This window comes from Kineosporia sp. A_224, from assembly GCF_002198655.1.
Classification (GTDB): domain Bacteria; phylum Actinomycetota; class Actinomycetes; order Actinomycetales; family Kineosporiaceae; genus R-H-3.
This window is the reverse complement of the sequence record NZ_MWLN01000181.1, coordinates 48,995-67,435: the sequence shown is the minus strand read 5'-3', so window position 1 is coordinate 67,435 and position 18,441 is coordinate 48,995. Positions and strand designations below refer to the sequence as shown.

The following is an 18,441-nucleotide window of genomic DNA, read 5'->3' as shown; positions in this document are numbered from 1 at the left end:
GGTCCCGGTGCCGTCGACCAGGGGGGCGGGGCAGGGCGGTTCCTCGCAGTACCGCACCTGGAAGCCGACCGGCAGCGCGGCCTTCAGGTAGGCGCTCGTCGGATGGGACCACGACGGGATGTACCCGAGACCGCCGCCGGGCGCACGGACGACGATCGGGTACCCGCCGCCGCCGTGCACGTAGCCACGGGAGTCGGAGATGACGAGGTGGCCGCCGGGGCGCAGGACGCGGGCGAACTCCGTGAACACGGGCCGCAGGTCGCGGACGTGGGCGAGCGCGAGCCCGCAGACGACCACGTCCACGGATGCGTCCTGGAGCGGGACCGCCGCCAGGTCCGCCTCGTGGAGCTCGGCGTCGGGCAGCTTGCTCCGTGCGAGGGCCAGCATCGCCGCCGAGCAGTCCGTCCCGATGACGCGGTGCCCGCGGGCCGCGACATGCGCGGCGTGCCCGCCCGTCCCGCAGGCCGCGTCCAGAACGGTGCCTCGCCCGTCGCCGTCCAGGATCCGGTCCAGCAGCGCACGGACCAGCGGCCCTTCCCGGTCCACCATCGCGTTACCGGGCTCGTCGTACCGCGGCGCCCAGGCCTCGTAGCCGTCCGCCACACTCAGCAGTGCGAGCGATGTCCCCTCGCCGAGCACGTCCGCGGAGTCGAGCAGGACCCGGACCTCTGCCAGGCGCGCCAGAGTGAAGTCCCGGTCGTACTCGCCGGCGAACGCGCGCAGGAGCGCGCGGCCCTGGAGCCCGAGGAGGTAGGCCAGCGGGTGCTGGTAGATCACACCGGATCGTCCCAGTGCCTGGCGCCGAGGTCGACGCCCTATCGACGGCGCAGGCCGCGTTCCGCCCCGGTCACGGGTGCCGTCCTCATCGTGACCGATCCCCCGGCAATGCGCCGCGGGATCGGTCACGATGTGCCGGGAACCGGCAGTCTCGTCAGGCGTGGATGCCGCCGTCGCTGCAGAGCAGCTGGCCGTTGACCCAGCCGCCCGCGTCCGAGCAGAGGAACGTGACGAGGCGCGCGGCGTCCTCGGGGCGGCCGAGCCGGCCGAGCGGGGTCTGCTCGACGACCCGCGTCACGAGGGCGTCGTCCATCCAGCCGGTCTGGGTCGGGCCGGGGTTGACGACGTTCGCGGTGACGCCGAGGTCGGCGAGCTCGCGGGCTGCGGCGAGGACGATCCGGTCCATGGCGCCCTTGCTCGCGCCGTAGGGCAGGTTGTGCGCGGTGTGGTCGCTCGTCAGCGCGACGACCCGTCCGGTGCCGAAGGGCCCGGCGAAGCGCTCGGCGTGCTCCTTGACGAGCAGCCAGGTCGCGCGGGCGTTGACGGCCATGTGCCGGTCGAAGCTCTCGACGGTCGTCGACCGCAGGTCGGAGTCGACCGACTCGCAGTGCGAGAGCACGAGCGCGGTCACCGGGCCGAGCGCCGTGGTCACCGTGTCGAACAGCTCGGACGGCGTCCGCGGGCGCTCCAGGTCGGCCTCGACGGCGACGAACCGGCCGCCGGCGTCGACGACGGCCCGCTCTACACCCGGGACGCCGTCCGGGTCGGCGCCCCACGGCATCCGGGCGTCGTACCCGGACCACCACGAGACGGCGACGTCCCAGCCGGCCGCCGCGAGCGCGACGGCGCACGCGGCGCCGATGCCGGCGGTGCGGCCGACGCCGGTGACGAGGACGACGGGACGGGACCCTGCCTGCGGCATCCACCCATCCAAGCCCCCACCCCGCCGCGAGGTCGACCGAGTTCCGCGACAGGGCCGGGACGCCCGCTAGGGGGTAACGTCCGCGGCGGACTGCCGTCGAGGTCTCCCCACTGTCGGGGCACCCGGCTTCGGCGGCGCGAGGAGCGGAGGACGGCGTGGCGGAGCACCGGCTGGCGACGTACGGGACGCTCGGGCCCGGTCGGTCCAACCACCACGAGGTCGCCGGGCTCGGCGGGCGCTGGTTCGAGGGCGTCGTCCGCGGTGTCCTCGTCGAGTCCGGGTGGGGCGCCGCGCTGGGCTACCCCGGGCTCACGCTCGACCCGGCCGGTCCGGAGGTCACCGTGCAGGTGCTCGAGTCGGCCGACCTGCCCGCGCACTGGGACCGGCTCGACGCGTTCGAGGGCCCGGGCTACCGCCGGGTCACGACCGCGGTCCGGACCCCGGACGGGGACGTCGTCGCGAACGTCTACGTGCTCGCCCCCGGTCACGGCGGCTGAGCCGTGATCGACCTCGGGATCCGCGACCGCACCGGGCGACCGGTCACCCTGCACCCCGTCGACGACGCCGACTGGCGCGCGGTCGCGGACGTCGTCCCGCGGGACGACCAGCGCGACTTCGTGCCGCCGTCCGCGGCCCGCTACCTGCTGCTCAGCCTGCGCGAGCAGGTGTGGCAGTCGCTCGCCGTCGTGGCGGGCGACGAGGTCGTCGGGCACGTCATGTGGGCGTGGGACGACGAGGACGGCTGCCACTGGGTCGGCGGGATGCTCGTCGACGCCTCGCAGCAGGGCACCGGCGTCGGCCGGGCGACGGTGCTCACCCTCGCGCGGTGGCTCCTCGACCGGCCCGGCGGCCACCCGGTGCGGCTGTCGGTCGACCCGGCGAACACCGCGGCGCGGCGGCTCTACGCCTCGGTCGGGTTCGTCGAGCTCGACGAGCGGGTCGACGGCGAGGTCGTCGCCGAGCTCACGACGCTCACCGTGTGAGCGTCGTCCGGCCCCGAGAGGCAGTCACGAGAGCAGCACCGGCAGCGCGACCGGCGCCCGGAACTCCCAGCCGCGGAACTCGACGGGCCCGTCGCCCGCGGCCCGCACCGCCGGGAAGGCCACGAGCACCTCCTCGAGCGCGATCCGCATCTGGTGCCGCGCGAAGGAGTGCCCGGAGCAGAAGTGCTTGCCGAAGCCGTACGCCGCCTGGCCGGCCGCCGCGGCGGCGGCCCCGACCGGCCCGTCCCCTGCCCGGCCGGGCACGTGCCGGAACAGGTCGAAGACGTCCGGCTCGGGGAAGACCGCGGCGTCCCGGTTCGCCGACGCGAGGACGGCGGAGACGCCGGCCCCGGCCGGCACCGTCGCCCCGCCGACCTCGACGTCGCGGGCCGCCGTCCGGAACTGGGTGCCGATCGGCGTGACCCACCGGGTGCCCTCCTCGACGGCCGCGGCGACGAGCGTGCGCTCGGCGAGGACGGCGGCGAGCTGGGCGGGCGCGGCGAGCAGCGCCGCGAGCGTGGACGCCGCGCCGTGCCCGGGCTCCTGCATCCCGCCGAGGATCGCGACCTTGACGCTCGGCAGCACGAGGTCGACCGGTCGCGGGTCGCCGGCCGCCCGGCCCGCGTGGAGCATGTGCGACAGCGTCGAGTCGTCGGGGTGCGCGGCGAGGTGCTGCAGGAGCGGGACGACGACGGCGTCGACCTCGGCGAGGACGGCGTCCGCCTCGGCCTGCCGGGCCGGGTCCTGCTCGTAGTTGATCGCGCCGAGGCTCATGCCGTGGAACCAGCGGCGCAGCGTCTGCGCGTCGAGGTCGAGCCCGAGGACGGCGGCCAGGCTCAGCACCGAGATCGGCTCGAAGTACGTCGCGAGCAGGTCGACGGGCTCCCCCGACGCCGCGGCCCCGGCGAGCGCCGCCGCGTGCCGCGCGGCGATCGGCCGGACGAGGTCGTCGACGTAGCCCTCGACCCGTTTGGGCCGCATGTTGCCGTCGAAGGCGCGGCGCAGGTCGTGGTGCACCGGGCCGTCGACGGTGATGATCGTCGGTGCGCCGAAGGACCGCTCGACCGGCGACCCGGGGGCAGCGGCGGGGAAGAGGTCCGGGTGCTCGGCGACGAACGCGACGTCGGCGTGCCGGGTGACGAACCAGGAGTCGACGGCGGGGACGCGCGCGACCGGGAGCTCGGCGCGCATCCGGGCGTAGATCCGGTACGGGTCGGCGTCGAGGTCCTCGACGGTCACGTCGTCCAGGAAGGTCGTCATGGCGCGCGATCCTGCCCTGATCCGTCCGGCCCCGGAAGAGGCCGGCCGCGGCCCGTGGCGTACGGGCGCTCGCGGCGGGGCGGCAGCGCCCGGCGGTGCCCGAGCAGCTCCAGCCATCCGACGAGGACGGCGTGCAGCGTGTCGGCACCGACGACGAGCCCGTCCGGGGCGGGCAGGTCGACGGGGTGCACGACCATCGCCCGGTCCTGCCAGCCGCCCAGCCCGCCGTGGCAGCCGACGAGCCCCTCGAACGCGGCGACCTCGCCCATCGCGTCGATGAGGCTGTTGACGAGGACGTCGGGCGCCTCCGGCATGGCGGCGGCCCGGGCGACGAACTCGGCGGCGTGCTCGCCGAACGGTGCGAGCGGGTCGACCCCGAGGACCTCACCGCGCTCGACCCGGTGCTCGCCGTCCGGCCCGACCGCGACGATCCCGTGCTCGTCGGAGCGGACGACGGCGAACCCGACGCCGGGGTGGGTCACGAGGCCGGTGACGAGCGCCGGGAACCGCGCGTCGAGCTCCTCGCGGGAGAGCCGGTGGTCCTCGCCCGCGACGTAGACGAGCCCGAGGTTGCCCGAGCCGAAGACGAGGAACTCGTCGTCGCCCGGCCCGTCGCGCCCGGCGACCGCGGCCCGCTGGGTCGCCGTCGCCCGGTCGGCGTCGGCGTTCCCGCGGCGCTCGATCCGGTCGCCGGCCGCGTGCAGCGCCCGGCCGAACGCGGTGTCGACGCTGCCCGCGGACGCCGTGACGGCACCGAGCCGGCCCGCCGCCTCGGAGCCGGTCGTCGCGTCGGTGACGCCCGCGTGCGCGAGCCGGGCGACGAGCGCGGCGAGGTCCTCGCCGTACCGGTCGGCGAAGACCTCGCCCTGGGACTGCCCGTGGTCGGAGAGGACGACGAACCGGTACGGCCGCGGGGCGACGGCGGCGACCTTCTCGAGCTGGGCGAGGACGGCGTCGATGCCCGCGAGCGCGTCGAGCGACTCCGGCCGGAGCATCCCCGCGTGGTGGGCGACCGCGTCGTAGTCGACGTAGTCGACGTAGACGCACCTGCGGCCCTCGAGCATGGACGTCGCGACGAGCGAGGTGTTGAGGTCGCGCAGGACGCCGTTGAGCGCGGCCCGCTCGACGGCGAACGCCCAGCCGCGGTGCACCCGTGGGTGCAGGTCGCGGCGCCGGGCGCGGGCCGCCTGGAACCGCTCGCGGACGATCTCGGCGACGGTCCGGGAGATGCCGCGGGCGAGGCCGTCCGGGCGGGCGAGGAAGCGGGAGACGGCGCGTCGGGTCGCGAGCGTCTCCTGGGTGCGGTCGACGGCGCTCATCGTCGCGTAGGCGACCGGGGCGTCGCCGGTGAACAGGTTGCTCACGGAGACCCCGTCGTCGGCGAGCAGGCCGTGGCCGTCGGAGTGCAGCGCCTCGACGGCCCGCGCGTCCGCGGGCCGGTTCGCGACGTAGACCCGGCCGCTCGCGCGGTCGACCCAGCGGAACGCCGGGATGCCGTCCGTCGTGCCGTGGAGCAGCCCCATCTGGCTGGCGGGCGTCGTCGCGGGCAGCCGGGGACGCCACTCCCGCATGACGTGCGAGCCGCTGCGGACCCAGCGCGACAGCGTCGGCAGCGTGCCGGCCATGATCATGAGCTCGAGCACCGGGTAGGGCACGCCGTCGGCCTGGACGAAGACGACGCCGGGGACGTCGGCGTCCGCCGGCCGGGCCTGCCGGCCGCGGGAGCGCCGCCGCATCGCCCGCCGCACCAGGCTCGCCGTGACCGCCTCGTCGGTGCCCGCGGTGAAGACCCACATGAGCACCGTCGTGACGCCGGCGATGATCCAGGCGGCGGCGAACGAGGCGAGGAGCAGCCCCGGGCCGGAGCCGGCGTCCCCGCGGGCGATGGCCCAGACGACCACGGTCTGCCCGAGCAGCGCGAGCAGCACCGCCCCGGGCCAGCCGAGCCGGGCGGCGACGCGGACGAGCACCGGGCGGAACAGCGCGCCGGTGGCCATGAAGAGGACGGCGGCCGTCACGGTCGCGGGCCAGCCGTGGAGCCGGAACCCCGGGACGAGCGAGGAGGCGATCGCGAACCCCAGCGTCGCGCCGGCGAGACCGACGAACGCCCTGCCGGCGTCCGCGAGCCGCAGCCGCAGCCGGTCCCGGGTGCCCAGGCGGGCCGGGCCGGCCGGGGCACCGCCGGACACCGTCCTGCTCGGGCCGTCGGACACACCGCGATCCTACGGAGCCTGCCTGTCGTGCGGTCCGGACTGTCGGTCGGGTCATCCCATCATTAGGCTCCGGACGACCCGCTCCCCCGACCCGCTCTCCCCCGACCAGCTCACCGACCCGACCGCCCGGAGGCCGCCGTGACCGCCCTCGCGCTGCTCGCGAGCCTGCTGTGGGGCGGCGCGGACTTCGTCGCGGGCACCGCGACGAAGCGGCTCCACCCGCTCGCCGTCACCGGTGCGGTGCACGCCGTCGGCTTCGTCGGCCTGCTCGGCTGGGCGCTCGCCTCGGGCGGGCTCGCCGGCTGGCGGGAGTGGCTGCCGCTCGCGCTCGCCGCCGGGGTGCTCGCCTACGTCGGGCTGGCGGCGTTCTACCTGGCGCTCGCCCGCGGCCCGATGGGCGTCGTCGCCCCGATCGCGGCCGGCGGCTCGGCGCTGCCCGTCGCGGTCGACCTCGCGCGGGGCGTCGTCCCGCCGCCGCTGCAGCTCGCCGGGCTCGCGCTCGCCGTCGTCGGGGCGATCCTCGCGAGCGGCCCCGACCTGCGCTCGGGCCGGATCACGGCCGCGGTGCTCGCCATGACGTTCTTCTCGGCGGTGAGCTACGGCGTCCTCATGCTCGTCGTCGCGCACGGCAGCGAGCAGTACCCCGCGCAGACCCTCATGGGGCTGCGGCTCTCGAGCGTCGTCCTCGCCGGCGGGCTCGCACTGGCCACCCGCGGCCTCGGCGGGCTGCGCCGCTCGGACGCCGGGACGATCGCCTTCGTCGGTATCGGCGACACCGGCGCGAACATCGCCTACGCACTCGCCTCGACCCGCGGCCAGGTCGGGGTGGCCGTCGTCCTGTCGTCGTTGTTCCCGGTCGTGACGGCGGTGCTCGCGCGGATCGTCCACGACGAGCGGCTGCGGGCCGTGCAGGTGGTCGGCGTGGCCGGGGCGGTCGCGGGCGTCGTCCTCATCGCCGTCGGCTGACCGCGGTCGCCCGCATACTCGCTCGCCCGAGCGTCCCCCGGACCGGGAGGCTGGGCCGGTGCCGCACCCGCTGCTCACCCCGGACGCCGTCGCCGCCGTCGAGCGGGCGGTGTCCGCGCACCGCGGCCGGGCCTGGCGGGTCACACGGTTCACCGACCTCGACGCCCGGGCCTCGCACCCCGCCGGCCTGCTCGCCGGCGACGGGCTCACGGTCTTCGCCAAGCTCCACACCGGACCGGACGCCGCGGCCGCCACGGACCGGGAGGTCGCCGCGCTGGCGCTGCTCACCACGAGGGCCGGCGTCCGGACGCCGGTCGCGGTCGGAACGGGCGGGGTCGCCGTCCCGGGCGGGCACGTCCTCGTGCAGGAGGCGGTCGCCGTCCGCGACGACCGCCTCGAGAGCGACTGGCGCGCGGTCGGCGGCCTGCTCGCCGCGCTGCACGCCGTCCGCGGCGAGGCGTTCGGTGCCACGGACCCGGCCGGGTACGACGGCTCGTTCGGACCGCTGCCCATGAGCAGCCGGCCGGTCGCCTCCGGGCGATGGTGCGACTTCCTCGTCGAGCGGCGCTGGCTGCCGTTCCTGCGGGCGGGTGTCGACGCCGGGCGCTTCGACGCGTCCGACCCGTTCGTCGGGGCCGTCGAGCGGCTCGCCGCGCGGCTGCCCGAGCTCGCCGGCCCCGACGTCCCGCCCGCGCTGCTGCACGGCGACGCCCAGCAGAACAACCTGCTCTCGACGCCGGACGGGGCGGTCGCGGTCGACCCCGCGCCGTACTTCGGGCACCCCGAGGCCGACCTGGCCGCCGTCGACGTCTTCGAGCCGGTCGGGCCGGGGCTGCTCGCCGGCTACCGCGACGCCGGCGGCGTCCTCGACCCGGGCTTCCCGGCGCGGCGCGACCTGTGGCTCGTCGGGCACCAGCTGGCCGTCGTCGCCGTGGACGGCGGCAGCGCGTGGGGACGGCAGTTCCACGACCGGCTCGCCGAGACGCTGGCCCGCTGCCGCTGAGGACTGTTCCACGCGGCGTCACGGGGGCGTGACCCGCCGCCGGTAGCCTCGACGACGTGACCACGCACGTGCTGACGCTGTCCTGCCCCGACACCCCCGGGATCGTCCACGCCGTCACCGGCGCGATCGTCGACGCCGGCGGCAACATCACCTCGAGCCAGCAGTTCGAGGACCCGGGCACCGGCACCTTCTTCATGCGCGTCGCCGTCGCGCCCGCGGCCCGCCCGGGTGCCGCAGCACCGCTCCCCGACGCCGACGTCTCGGCCTTCGGCGCCGGGTTCCGGTCCGCGGTCGAGCCGGTCGCGCAGAAGTTCGGGATGACGTGGCAGGTGCACCAGTCCGCCCGCAAGACCCGCACGCTCGTCATGGTCAGCCTCGGCGGGCACTGCCTCAACGACCTGCTCTTCCGGGCCCGCAACGGCAGCCTGCCGATCGACGTCCCCGCGATCGTCAGCAACCACACCGCGCTCGCGCCGCTCGCCGAGTTCTACGGGGTGCCCTTCCACCACGTGCCCGTGACGAAGGAGCCCGGCAGCAAGGAGGCCGCCGAGGCCCGGCTGCGCGGGCTCGTCAGCGAGCTGGACGTCGAGCTCGTCGTCCTGGCGCGCTACATGCAGGTGCTCTCGGACGAGATGTGCGGCTCGATGCCCGGCCGGATGATCAACATCCACCACTCGTTCCTGCCGAGCTTCAAGGGCGCCAAGCCGTACCACCAGGCGCACCGCCGCGGCGTCAAGCTCGTCGGCGCGACCGCGCACTACGTGACGCCGGACCTCGACGAGGGCCCGATCATCGAGCAGGACGTCCTGCGGGTCGACCACGCGATGAGCGCCGACGACTTCGCCGCGGCCGGTCGCGACGTCGAGGCGCAGGTGCTCTCCCGCGCCCTCCGCTGGCACACCGAGCACCGGGTGCTCCTGAACGCGGCGAGCACGGTCGTCTTCCGCTGACGCAGGCTCACCCGGCGCTACGCGGTGATCGATGCAGGATCCGCGGCGGCGGTCGCGTCCGGGCCGTCGACAGGCGGCGGGACGGCGTCCCCGGGCAGCGCCCACGGCCGGCGGGAGTCCCGGAAGGCGCGCAGGACGACGAGCGCGTAGACGACGTACCCGACGATGACGAGCACCGACGACAGCACGAGGCCGGCAGCACTGCCCAGGCCCAGCAGCATGAGGAGGCAGATCGCCAGGCCCGGCAGCGCCGTGCAGACGTAGACGAGCCGCAGCCGCATCCACCGCCGGGTCGCGACGTCGTCCCCGCCGCGCTCGGCGAGCCCGGCGACGACGCCCGTGAGGGTGAGGACTGCGAGCACGGTCGCCACGGCGTGGAGCGAGAAGACCTCGCCGCCGAGTGCGAACCCGCCGGAGCCCGCGACGAACGACCACGCGTCGCTGCGGGCACCGTCCGTGAGCACCCGCAGCCCCAGGTCGACGACGCTCAGCACCGCAGCGACGAGGGCGGCGACGTACGCCACCGGCGCGCCGGGGCCGGGCGCGCGTCCTGCCGCGAGCCTGCGGACGCCGACGGCGACGAGGAGCCAGCCGACGACGTCCGGCAGCAGGTCGAACCAGCCGACCCGCAGGTCGACGAAGGCCACGAGCAGCCCCCAGGCGACCAGCCGCAGCGGACGGCCGGCGGCCGCAGCGCGCGATCCAGGGACGGTTCCGTCGCTCATGCCGCCTCGCACCGTGAGGACCGGCCACGACGGCCGGTGCACCTGCTCGTCACGGGGGCGGCCGGACGACGATCGAGCGCAGCATATGCGCCGCGGCCGGTGCAGCACAGCACCTCGAACGGCCCTTCCGGACGGCGAAGGGTCCGGTCCCCGCCGGGGACCGGACCCTTCGTGCGCGGTGCGTCAGGCCGGGCGACGCGCCGTCACTTCGTGGCGGCCTGCAGACCCTCGTCGAGCGCGGCGAGGAAGTCCTCGGTCGTGAGCCAGCCCTGCTCCGGGCCGACGAGGAGGGCGAGGTCCTTCGTCATCTTGCCCTGCTCGACGGTCTGCACGCAGACCCGCTCGAGGGTCTCCGCGAACGCCGTCACCTCGGGGGTGCCGTCGAGCTTGCCGCGGTGCTTGAGGCCGCCGGTCCAGGCGTAGATCGACGCGATCGGGTTCGTCGACGTCGGCTTGCCCTGCTGGTGCTGGCGGAAGTGCCGGGTCACCGTGCCGTGGGCGGCCTCGGCCTCGACCGTCTTGCCGTCCGGGGTCATGAGCACGCTCGTCATGAGGCCGAGCGAGCCGAAGCCCTGCGCGACGGTGTCGGACTGGACGTCGCCGTCGTAGTTCTTGCACGCCCAGACGTAGCCGCCCTCCCACTTCATCGCGGCGGCGACCATGTCGTCGATGAGGCGGTGCTCGTACGTGATGCCGGCGGCCTCGAAGTCGGCCTTGTACTCGGTCTCGAAGATCTCGGCGAAGATGTCCTTGAAGGCGCCGTCGTAGGCCTTGAGGATCGTGTTCTTCGTCGACAGGTAGACCGGGTAGCCCCGCTGCAGGCCGTAGGCGAACGAGGCGCGTGCGAAGTCCTCGATGGACTTGTTGAAGTTGTACATGCCCATCGCGACACCGCCGTCGGGGCCGTAGTTCGCGACGACGTGCTGGATCGGCTCGGAGCCGTCCTCGGGCGTGAACGTGATCGTCAGCTGCCCGGCGCCGGGGACCTTGAAGTTCGTCGCCTTGTACTGGTCGCCGTGGGCGTGGCGGCCGATGACGATCGGCTTGGTCCAGCCCGGGACGAGCCGCGGGATGTTGCTGATGATGATCGGCTCGCGGAAGACGACGCCGCCGAGGATGTTGCGGATCGTGCCGTTCGGCGAGACCCACATCTTCTTGAGGCCGAACTCCTCGACGCGGGCCTCGTCGGGGGTGATCGTCGCGCACTTGACGCCGACCCCGTGCTCCTTGATGGCGTTCGCGGCGTCGATCGTCACCTGGTCGTCGGTGGCGTCCCGGTGCTCGATGCCGAGGTCGTAGTAGCGCAGGTCGACGTCGAGGTACGGGTGGACCAGCCGGTCCTTGATGAACTGCCAGATGATGCGGGTCATCTCGTCGCCGTCGAGCTCGACGACGGGCCCGGCAACCTTGATCTTCGACACTGACACGACTCCTTCGACGCTGTCCGCGCCGGCACCGGCCGGGTGGGGCCGTGCCGCGGCACTGATTCCGACGCGCAGCCTATCGACGCCCGCGCACGGCGCCGTCCGCGGGCGGTGTGACGTCGACGGACGGCAGGTGCGGGCCGCCGACCGGGGTGTCCCCGGCGGCCGGCGGCCCGCCGTCCGGTCAGGGCAGGTCGAGCGGGCGCAGGACGCGGTCGACGCCGTGCGCGATCTGCTGGTTCCGCTTGTTGATGTCGGCCTTGACGACCCGCGGGTTGCGGTCCGTGCGGTCCGCGTCGACGAGCTTGATGACGCGCTTGCCGTGCCGCTTCGTGACGTCGACCTTCACGGTGCTGCCGAGCGCCGTCGTGAGCTTCGCGCCGTCGGCCTTGAGCGCCTGCGCCCGCGTGATCGTCGCCCCCGGGACGACGTGGTAGAGCAGGACGGTCTCGACAGTGTCGATGCCGAGGCCCGCGACGGCCTCGAACGTCGCCTTCTCGGTCTTGGGTCGGGTGCCCGTGAGGTCCTTGACGAGCCGGCGGAAGGCGTCGTCCCGCGGGAGGAAGGCGGTGAGCGCGACGTTGCCGTCGGTGACGACCTTGACCGGCGAGCTCGGCTTGGCGGCGAGCACCGCGAGCACGGCCTCGGTGACGATGTCGTAGTCGTTCCAGTTGCGGTCGAACTGGTTGCCGTCCGAGAGCAGGACGGCGGCGAGCGAGCGGGTGCCCGGTGCCGTGGTCGTCGCGGAGGCCGGTGCGGCGGCCAGGACGGTCGCTCCGAGGGCGAATGCGACACCGGAGGCGGCCGCTGCGGCGAGACGTCGTCGGAGGTTCATGGGGGTCCCTTCGTCGGGGAGCGGGTCCGGCGCCGTCGCCGGCTCCTCGTGCCCCTACTTCGGGCCTGCCACGGCGCCCGGATGCACCCGATCACCTCCGTTTGCGGTCGATTCCGGCCTGGCACCCGGACGACACGACCTGCACCGACAGCGACACGCCGGTGTCACCGCGTGAAGCCTGGTCAAACCATGGGATCAGCGACACATTGGATCACCCAGAGACAGCCGCTCTCGCCCCGGAGGTCCTCCATGGCTGCCACCCCCGCCCTCTCCTCCCGCCTCGGCGCGGAGTTCCTCGGCACGTTCTGGCTCGTCTTCGGCGGCTGCGGGACGGCCGTCCTCGCCGCCGGCTTCCCGGACGTCGGCGTCGGCCTGCTCGGCGTCGCGCTCGCGTTCGGCCTCTCGGTGCTGACGATGGCCTACGCGGTGGGGCACGTCTCCGGCGGCCACTTCAACCCGGCGGTGACCCTGGGGCTCGCGGTCGCGAAGCGCTTCCCGTGGAAGGACGTCGCCGCGTACGTCGTCACCCAGGTCGTCGCCGGGATCGTCGCCGGCGGCGTCCTGCTCGTCGTCGCGTCGGGCCAGGACGGCTTCGACGCGGGCGCGTCGGGCTTCGCCGCGAACGGCTACCGCGACCACTCCCCCGGCGGCTACTCGCTCACCGCGGCGCTCGTCGTCGAGATCGTGCTCACGGCGGTGTTCCTCTACGTGATCCTCGGCGCGACGGACGGCCGGGCCCCCGTCGGGTTCGCCCCGATCCCGATCGGCCTCGCCCTGACGCTCATCCACCTCGTGTCGATCCCGGTGACGAACACGTCGGTGAACCCGGCCCGCTCGACCGGCGTCGCGCTCTTCACCGACTCGTGGGCGCTCGGGCAGCTGTGGCTGTTCTGGCTCGCGCCGCTCGTCGGGGCCGCGATCGCCGGTGCGACGTACGCGCTCATCACCGGCGAGCGGGTCACCGCTCAGCTCGAGGGCGAGACCCGCGCCGCCGCCTCCTGACGGCGGCCCGTCATGCGCCTCAGAGGTAGATCGGCGTGCATATGCAGGCGGATCTACCTCTGAGGCGCTGAACGGCTCAGCCGGTCGGCGTCCACTGCGGGTCGCGGCCCGCGAAGCCGAGCAACCGGTCGAGGGCGGGTGCGTCGTCCCCCACCTCGACCTCGGCGTCGAAGAAGCCGCCGTCGGGGCCGCGGTACTCGGGCGCGACGACACCGCCGAAGAACTCGTGCGCGACGGTGACGGCCTGCTGCGGGGGCGTCCACGCCTGCCCGGTCGCGGTCGCGAGGTCCCAGCCGTGGACGACGTACTCGCCGAGGACCATGCCGAGCGCCGCCGGGCCGGTCATCCGGGACTGCGACATGACGACCTCGCCGCCGAGGACGCCGCCGGCGAGCGCCTGCTCGAAGCGGCCGGCGGCGGTGCGGACGACGTCCTGCGGGGCCGGGAAGGCAGCGGTCGGCAGGTCGGCGGCGTGGAACTGCTCCGGGTCGGGCCGGGTCGTCGCCCGCGCCGGGTCGGCGAAGGCCGCGCCGAAGAGGTCGAGCCAGCCGAGGACGTGGTCGCGCAGCCCGGCGACGTCGTAGTCGCGGCAGGGCGTCGGGCGGGCCAGGTCGTCGTCCCCGATCGCGGCGACGACGGCCGCGAGGCTGTCGAGGACGGGCAGGAGCAGCTCCCGCGCGGTGCCCGGGTCGGCCAGGGCCGCTGGGGCCGGCGCGGGGAAGAAGGGAATGTCGGTCTGCGTGCTCTCAGTCTGTGTGCCGTCGGTCTGTGCGTTCGTGTCAGCGGTCATGCAGCGAGCCTAGGGACGCCGTCCGCGCGCGGATTGAAAGTTCGCGACACAGCGGAGCAGGAGCGCCGGGGCCGTCGTCCCCAAGCGGCCGGATCGCCCTTCGTGTGCGTGCTCGGTTCCGTGCTCGGGTCCGTGCTCGGGTCCGTGCTCGGGTCCTCAGTGTCGTGATCGCGATGAGACGGACCCGATCACCGACCCGAGCTCGCGGCCAGCCTCGTTGCACCGATGGCTGCAGACCGATGCACGCCAGGACGTGCAGCGGGCTGCACCGACTGCCGCGACGACGTCCCGGCTCGGCCGTGAGGGCGGAGCAGGCGGGTGCGCGATGCCGGCTCGCTGGTGATGGCAGAGCAAGCACCTGCGCGACGGGAGCGGCGCGACGCCGCCCGGACGTGCCGCGACGATCGCCGCGGGCGATGTCGGACGGCGCGGTTACCGTGGAGCGATGCGGTCCTCCGTCCCCGGCCCCGACGACACCCGGGGCATCGTCGACCCCGCGTTCATGCGGACGATCGTCTCGCTCGAGCGGTACCCGCCGGGTGAGGCGCTCGACGGCCTCGTCGACTGGTTCTGGGCCGTCGCCTACGACCTGCCGGAGGGCATGGAGCACGTCCAGAAGGTGCTCACCCACCCCGGGTCGCACCTGTCGGTCGGCACGGTCGACCGGGCGGGCCGGGTCATGAAGCCGGCCGGTGCGCGGGTCTACGGCGTGCACCGCCGGCTCGACGAGCGCCGGCTCGTCGGCGACGGCTGGACCGTCGCGGCGAAGACGTCCGGCGGGCTCGGTGCGCTCACCGACCGCCCGGCGCACACCCTCACCGACGCCGAGGTGCCGATGGACGACGCGATCGGCGTCCCCGGAGTCGCCGCGACCGTCGAGCGCGCGGGCGACGAGCCGGCCCGGGTCGCGGCGCTGCGCGCCGTCCTCGAGGAGGTCGTCGGCCGCCGGCCGGCGGCGGCGCTCGCCCTGGCCCGCGAGGTGACGGCGGTCGCCGCGGTCGCCGAGCACGACCGGTCCGTCGTCCGGGTGGAGCAGCTCGCCGCGCACGCGGGGGTCGGCGTCCGCACCCTGCAGCGGATGTTCTCCCAGGCGCTCGGGGTCAGCCCGGCGTGGGTGATCCGGCGCTGGCGGATCGTCGAGGCGGCCGACCGGGCCGCGGGCGGGGACGACGTCGTGTGGGCCGCGCTCGCCGCCGACCTCGGCTACGCCGACCAGGCCCACCTCGTCCGCGACTTCCGGTCCCACCTCGGCACGACGCCCGCCGCGTACACCCGCAGCCTGACGACGGTCTGACCCGGACGACGCGGAGGACCTGCCCGCAGACAGCGGACAGGTCCTCCGGGTGCTGACGAGGTCAGAGGGACGCGACGTCCGCGGCCTTGGCCTTGACCGCGGCGGCGGCCTCCTTGAGCCCGGCGACCTCGGTCTCGGTGAGGTCGCGCTCGACGATCGAGCGGACGCCGCCCTTGCCGAGCTCGGCCTCGACGCCGAGGTACACGTCGCTGATGCCGAACTGGCCCGTGAGCCAGGCACAGACGGGCATGACGGCGCCGCTGTCCTCGGCGACGGCCTTGGCCATCCGGGCGGCGGCGGCCGACGGCGCGTAGTACGCCGAGCCGGACTTGAGCAGCGCCACGACCTCGGCACCGCCGTTGCGGGTGCGGACGACGAGCTCCTCGATCGTGTCGGCGGGCAGCAGGTCGGCGAGCGGCTTGCCGTTGACGGTGCAGGCGCTCGGGACCGGGACCATCGTGTCGCCGTGCGAGCCGAGGGTGAGGGTCTTCACGGCGCCGACCGGCACCGCGAGCTTCTCGGCGACGAAGTAGGAGAACCGCGCGGTGTCGAGCATGCCGGCCTGGCCGATGACCCGCTCGTGCGGGAACTTGCTCGCGATCTGGGCGAGCGTCGTCATCTCGTCGAGCGGGTTCGACACGATGATGATGACCGCGTCGGGCGCGTGCTTCGCGACGTTCTCGGCGACGCCGCGGACGATGCCGCCGTTGACGCCGAGCAGGTCCATCCGGCTCATGCCGGGCTTGCGGGGCAGGCCCGCGGTGATGACGACGATGTCCGAGCCCTGGATTGCCTCGTAGCCGGTGCCGTCGGTGCCGGTCGTCTTGCCGACCACCTGGGTCTCGAAGCCCTCGATCGGCCGGGACTGGTTGAGGTCGAGCGCCAGGCCCTCGGCCCAGCCGTCACGGATGTCCGTGAGCACGACCTTGTCGAAGATGTCGTACTCAGCCAGTCGCTGGGCCGTCGTCGAGCCGTAGAACCCGGCTCCCACCACGGTCACGATGCCGTTGCGCGCCATCGGTGCGCCACTCCCCTTCACGTCGGGTGGCGGCGCCTGGCAAGCCGTACCTGGACGGCGCGACGCCGCATTCGTCCGTCGGCAAGGCTAGCGACTCCGGAGAGCCCTTCTCGCCACGGGGCGTGTGACGTCCCGCGCAGACCGTGCCCGGCGCCGGGCCGGGCACGGTCGTCAGGTCGTCAGGGAGTCGGGCCCTGCTCCTGCGGGGTCGCCTTGCGGATGACGAGGCGGGTCCACGCGCCGATGTACACCCGGTCGTCGTCGGCGAGCTCGGTGCGCTGGCCGGGCGTGACGGGCGTCGTCGGCAGCGGGGCGCCGGACGCCCCGACGTACGTGCCGTTCGCCGACTGGAGGTCCTCGACGAACCAGCGCATGCCGTCCGTCGTCAGCTGGGCGTGCCGCCGGGAGACGCCGGTGTCGGTGCCGAGGTCGACCTGCGGGTGGATGTTCCGGCTCGCGGACGTCCGGCCGACGAGCAGGCTCGACCCGACGAGCGGGACGACGACCGGCATGCCCGGCGAGGGGCACGGGTCGGCGGCGTCCTGGGCGGCGTGCCAGTCCGGGTCCACCCAGACCTCGACGACCCACTCGACCGGGCCGTCGGCCGGCCCGCCCGGCGCACCGGCCGGCGGGTCGAGCGGTGCGAGCTCGGGCGTCGTCGGGACCGCCCGCGGCATCTGCCCCGTCGTGAAGTCGTAGCCGCAGTCCTCGCAGAACAGCGCGTCCGTGAGGTTCGCCGCCTGGCAGTTCGGGCACGGCTTGCCGGACGTGGATCCGGCAGCCCCGGACGCCGGCGCGTCGAGGTCGAGCGACGACCCGCCCGCGGCCGGGGCCGCGGACGGTGCGGTGCCCGAGGGCGGGGCGAGCGGCGGCGGGGTCGCCCCCGCGGCCGCCCCGGCCGCGGCGCCTCCGATGGGCGCGCCGCAGACGTCGCAGTAGTCGTCCGCCGAGGAGGTGTGCCCCTCGGGACAGGTGTACGTCGCCATCGCCCCTACTTCTTGACCCGCGTCGTCTTCGTCGAGCTCGTGTCGAGCGCCATCTCGTCGAGCTTGTCGACGCCGCGCTTGAGCCTGACCGTACCCGTGGCGGGGTCGTCGATGTCCACGACCTTGCGAAGTCGGCTCGTCGCCTCGTCGTTCCCGGTCGCCTCGGCGAGCTGGACGGCCCGCCCGAGCTTGGTCGTGGCGGTCGCCTCGTCGCCCGCGGCCTTCGCCGCGAGGCCCTCCTGGATCACCTCGGCGAGCTCGGCCTGACCGGTGTAGTGCGCCACCGCGGGGTTGATCCGCGTCGTCAGGGTGTCGTCGGCCGACCAGAGCGCCTTGACGAGCGCCTGGCTCTTCACCTCGTCCCGGACGGCGACCATGACCCGCGCGGCGAGCTGCTCGGAGCCGAGCGGCTTGGAGGCGAGCCGGACGGCGACGTGGTAGTCGCGGGTCTCGTCGCCCCAGGCGCCGGTCGGGTAGGCGCCGGTGAGCGGGTTGAGGTCGGTGCGGCGCGCGGTGAGGTCCTCGACCTGCGGCGAGACCTGCCGGACGAAGAGCACCTGCGCGCCCTGCGGCGCCCAGACCCGCAGCTGGGCGTCGGAGACGCCCCGGCCCATCGCCTGCTGCATGAGGTCGGCGAACGCCTGCTCCATCGAGGCGGTGTCCGGGATGAGGTCGACCGTGCCGAGCAGAGCCGTGGCGACCCCGCGCAGCTCGGAGACGTCCCAGTCGGCGCCGACGCCCCGGCAGTCGCACTGGAAGACGCCCTTCGCCTGCCGGATGCCGGCCTGCAGCGCCTCGTCGGTCTCGCTCTGGTTCTTGCCGTCGGTGAGCAGGATCGCGTGCCGCTGCGTGGCCTGGGGCACCGTGGAGAACAGCTGGGTGGCCAGCCGCAGCCACGAGCCGATCGCCGTCCCACCGCCCGCGACGAGCCGGCTCACGGCCTGCCGGGCCGCGGCCCGGGCGCCGGGCTCCATCCGGACCATCGGGGAGACGGCGTTCGGGTACGGGAAGGCTCGGTCGGCGCCGTCCGTGCCCGCGACGACCGCGAACCACGTGCCGTCGAGGATCTGGTCCACGGCGACGGCGGCGGCGCGCTGCGCGGCGACGATCTTGTCGCCGGCCATCGAGCCGGACGTGTCGACGATGATGATCTCCGCGGCCTCGTCGCCCTCGGCCGCGCCCGCGGCGCCCGCCCCGGTGCACGTGACCGAGACGATCGCGTGGACGTCGGTGCCGCCGTCCGGCAGGAACTCGTTCTGGTAGATCTCCGCGGCGAAGTCCGCCATCGTCAGT

The 18,441-nt window shown here is 74.7% G+C and carries 18 protein-coding genes; 7 read left to right on the top strand and 11 right to left on the bottom strand.

Annotated elements, in window-relative coordinates:
• On the bottom strand, positions 1–777 hold a 777-nt coding region (locus tag EDJALFJO_RS18775; RefSeq protein WP_088287841.1), incomplete at its 3' end, for a class I SAM-dependent methyltransferase.
• A gap of 154 nt (positions 778–931) precedes the next feature.
• A complete protein-coding gene (locus tag EDJALFJO_RS18770) occupies positions 932–1,699 on the bottom strand; it encodes an SDR family oxidoreductase (protein ID WP_088287840.1) in 768 nt (255 codons plus the stop codon).
• A 155-nt stretch (positions 1,700–1,854) separates the two neighbouring features.
• Here EDJALFJO_RS18770 and EDJALFJO_RS18765 point away from each other — a divergent pair, with 155 nt between their 5' ends.
• Both EDJALFJO_RS18765 and EDJALFJO_RS18760 read left to right on the top strand, forming a co-directional pair.
• Positions 1,855–2,196 (top strand): gamma-glutamylcyclotransferase, encoded by a 342-nt coding sequence (locus tag EDJALFJO_RS18765; RefSeq protein ID WP_088287839.1) that lies wholly within the window; start codon positions 1,855–1,857, stop codon positions 2,194–2,196.
• Between the two features lie 3 nt (positions 2,197–2,199).
• Positions 2,200–2,682 (top strand): GNAT family N-acetyltransferase, encoded by a 483-nt coding sequence (locus EDJALFJO_RS18760; RefSeq protein ID WP_088287838.1) that lies wholly within the window; start codon positions 2,200–2,202, stop codon positions 2,680–2,682.
• Positions 2,683–2,706: 24 nt separating this feature from the next.
• Here the strand turns inward: EDJALFJO_RS18760 and EDJALFJO_RS18755 are convergent, their stop codons facing one another.
• Both EDJALFJO_RS18755 and EDJALFJO_RS18750 read right to left on the bottom strand, forming a co-directional pair.
• On the bottom strand, positions 2,707–3,942 hold the full coding sequence (locus tag EDJALFJO_RS18755) for a cytochrome P450 (RefSeq protein ID WP_088287837.1): 1,236 nt from the start codon (positions 3,940–3,942) through the stop codon (positions 2,707–2,709).
• Entirely contained in the window at positions 3,939–6,155 is a 2,217-nt protein-coding gene (locus tag EDJALFJO_RS18750; RefSeq protein WP_088287836.1) for a phage holin family protein, read from the bottom strand. The genes EDJALFJO_RS18755 and EDJALFJO_RS18750 overlap by 4 nt, the downstream gene beginning before the upstream one ends.
• Before the next feature lie 138 nt (positions 6,156–6,293).
• Between EDJALFJO_RS18750 and EDJALFJO_RS18745 the strand changes: the two genes are divergently transcribed.
• The 3 genes from EDJALFJO_RS18745 to purU are packed head-to-tail and all read left to right on the top strand — an operon-like array spanning position 6,294 to position 9,074.
• A complete protein-coding gene (locus tag EDJALFJO_RS18745) occupies positions 6,294–7,121 on the top strand; it encodes a DMT family transporter (RefSeq protein WP_088287835.1) in 828 nt (275 codons plus the stop codon).
• 58 nt (positions 7,122–7,179) lie between these two features.
• Entirely contained in the window at positions 7,180–8,124 is a 945-nt protein-coding gene (locus EDJALFJO_RS18740; RefSeq protein WP_088287834.1) for a fructosamine kinase family protein, read from the top strand.
• Between the two features lie 56 nt (positions 8,125–8,180).
• A complete protein-coding gene (gene purU, locus EDJALFJO_RS18735) occupies positions 8,181–9,074 on the top strand; it encodes a formyltetrahydrofolate deformylase (RefSeq protein WP_088287833.1) in 894 nt (297 codons plus the stop codon).
• A 17-nt stretch (positions 9,075–9,091) separates the two neighbouring features.
• On the opposite strand, the gene EDJALFJO_RS18730 is transcribed toward purU, so the two are convergent.
• The 3 genes from EDJALFJO_RS18730 to EDJALFJO_RS18720 form a co-directional block, all read right to left on the bottom strand.
• Complete coding sequence (locus EDJALFJO_RS18730) at positions 9,092–9,799, bottom strand: hypothetical protein (protein ID WP_143448652.1); 708 nt, start codon at positions 9,797–9,799, stop codon at positions 9,092–9,094.
• Positions 9,800–10,002: 203 nt separating this feature from the next.
• Positions 10,003–11,220: an NADP-dependent isocitrate dehydrogenase gene (locus EDJALFJO_RS18725; protein ID WP_088287831.1), complete on the bottom strand. Its 1,218-nt coding sequence runs from the start codon at positions 11,218–11,220 to the stop codon at positions 10,003–10,005.
• 187 nt (positions 11,221–11,407) lie between these two features.
• Complete coding sequence (locus EDJALFJO_RS18720) at positions 11,408–12,058, bottom strand: fasciclin domain-containing protein (RefSeq protein ID WP_088287830.1); 651 nt, start codon at positions 12,056–12,058, stop codon at positions 11,408–11,410.
• Between the two features lie 249 nt (positions 12,059–12,307).
• Between EDJALFJO_RS18720 and aqpZ the strand changes: the two genes are divergently transcribed.
• Positions 12,308–13,060, top strand: coding sequence for an aquaporin Z (gene aqpZ, locus EDJALFJO_RS18715; RefSeq protein ID WP_088287829.1), 753 nt, complete (start codon positions 12,308–12,310; stop codon positions 13,058–13,060).
• Positions 13,061–13,136: 76 nt separating this feature from the next.
• Here aqpZ and EDJALFJO_RS18710 read toward each other — a convergent pair whose 3' ends face one another.
• On the bottom strand, positions 13,137–13,850 hold the full coding sequence (locus tag EDJALFJO_RS18710) for a TIGR03086 family metal-binding protein (RefSeq protein WP_088287828.1): 714 nt from the start codon (positions 13,848–13,850) through the stop codon (positions 13,137–13,139).
• Between the two features lie 445 nt (positions 13,851–14,295).
• Here EDJALFJO_RS18710 and EDJALFJO_RS18705 point away from each other — a divergent pair, with 445 nt between their 5' ends.
• The gene (locus EDJALFJO_RS18705) at positions 14,296–15,144 is read left to right on the top strand and encodes a helix-turn-helix transcriptional regulator (RefSeq protein ID WP_088287827.1); all 849 of its coding nucleotides are present in this window, start codon (positions 14,296–14,298) and stop codon (positions 15,142–15,144) included.
• Between the two features lie 61 nt (positions 15,145–15,205).
• Here EDJALFJO_RS18705 and EDJALFJO_RS18700 read toward each other — a convergent pair whose 3' ends face one another.
• The 3 genes from EDJALFJO_RS18700 to EDJALFJO_RS18690 all read right to left on the bottom strand — a co-directional run bounded on the left by EDJALFJO_RS18700 (position 15,206) and on the right by EDJALFJO_RS18690 (position 18,434).
• Entirely contained in the window at positions 15,206–16,162 is a 957-nt protein-coding gene (locus tag EDJALFJO_RS18700; RefSeq protein ID WP_088287826.1) for a malate dehydrogenase, read from the bottom strand.
• Positions 16,163–16,341: 179 nt separating this feature from the next.
• Positions 16,342–17,148, bottom strand: a complete 807-nt coding sequence (locus EDJALFJO_RS18695; RefSeq protein ID WP_088287825.1) for an FHA domain-containing protein — start codon at positions 17,146–17,148, stop codon at positions 16,342–16,344.
• A gap of 5 nt (positions 17,149–17,153) precedes the next feature.
• A complete protein-coding gene (locus EDJALFJO_RS18690; protein ID WP_088287824.1) occupies positions 17,154–18,434 on the bottom strand; it encodes a VWA domain-containing protein in 1,281 nt (426 codons plus the stop codon).
• Between the last annotated feature and the right edge of the window lie 7 nt (positions 18,435–18,441).

What these genes read in the sequence shown, in the direction of transcription:
- EDJALFJO_RS18770 (WP_088287840.1), bottom strand. Translation starts at nt 1,699, where the DNA reads ATGCCGCAGGCAGGGTCCCGTCCCGTCGTCCTCGTCACCGGCGTCGGC.
- EDJALFJO_RS18755 (WP_088287837.1), bottom strand. Translation starts at nt 3,942, where the DNA reads ATGACGACCTTCCTGGACGACGTGACCGTCGAGGACCTCGACGCCGAC.
- EDJALFJO_RS18730 (WP_143448652.1), bottom strand. Translation starts at nt 9,799, where the DNA reads ATGAGCGACGGAACCGTCCCTGGATCGCGCGCTGCGGCCGCCGGCCGT.
- EDJALFJO_RS18720 (WP_088287830.1), bottom strand. Translation starts at nt 12,058, where the DNA reads ATGAACCTCCGACGACGTCTCGCCGCAGCGGCCGCCTCCGGTGTCGCA.
- aqpZ (WP_088287829.1), top strand. Translation starts at nt 12,308, where the DNA reads ATGGCTGCCACCCCCGCCCTCTCCTCCCGCCTCGGCGCGGAGTTCCTC.
- EDJALFJO_RS18710 (WP_088287828.1), bottom strand. Translation starts at nt 13,850, where the DNA reads ATGACCGCTGACACGAACGCACAGACCGACGGCACACAGACTGAGAGC.
- EDJALFJO_RS18705 (WP_088287827.1), top strand. Translation starts at nt 14,296, where the DNA reads ATGCGGTCCTCCGTCCCCGGCCCCGACGACACCCGGGGCATCGTCGAC.
- EDJALFJO_RS18700 (WP_088287826.1), bottom strand. Translation starts at nt 16,162, where the DNA reads ATGGCGCGCAACGGCATCGTGACCGTGGTGGGAGCCGGGTTCTACGGC.
- EDJALFJO_RS18695 (WP_088287825.1), bottom strand. Translation starts at nt 17,148, where the DNA reads ATGGCGACGTACACCTGTCCCGAGGGGCACACCTCCTCGGCGGACGAC.
- EDJALFJO_RS18690 (WP_088287824.1), bottom strand. Translation starts at nt 18,434, where the DNA reads ATGGCGGACTTCGCCGCGGAGATCTACCAGAACGAGTTCCTGCCGGAC.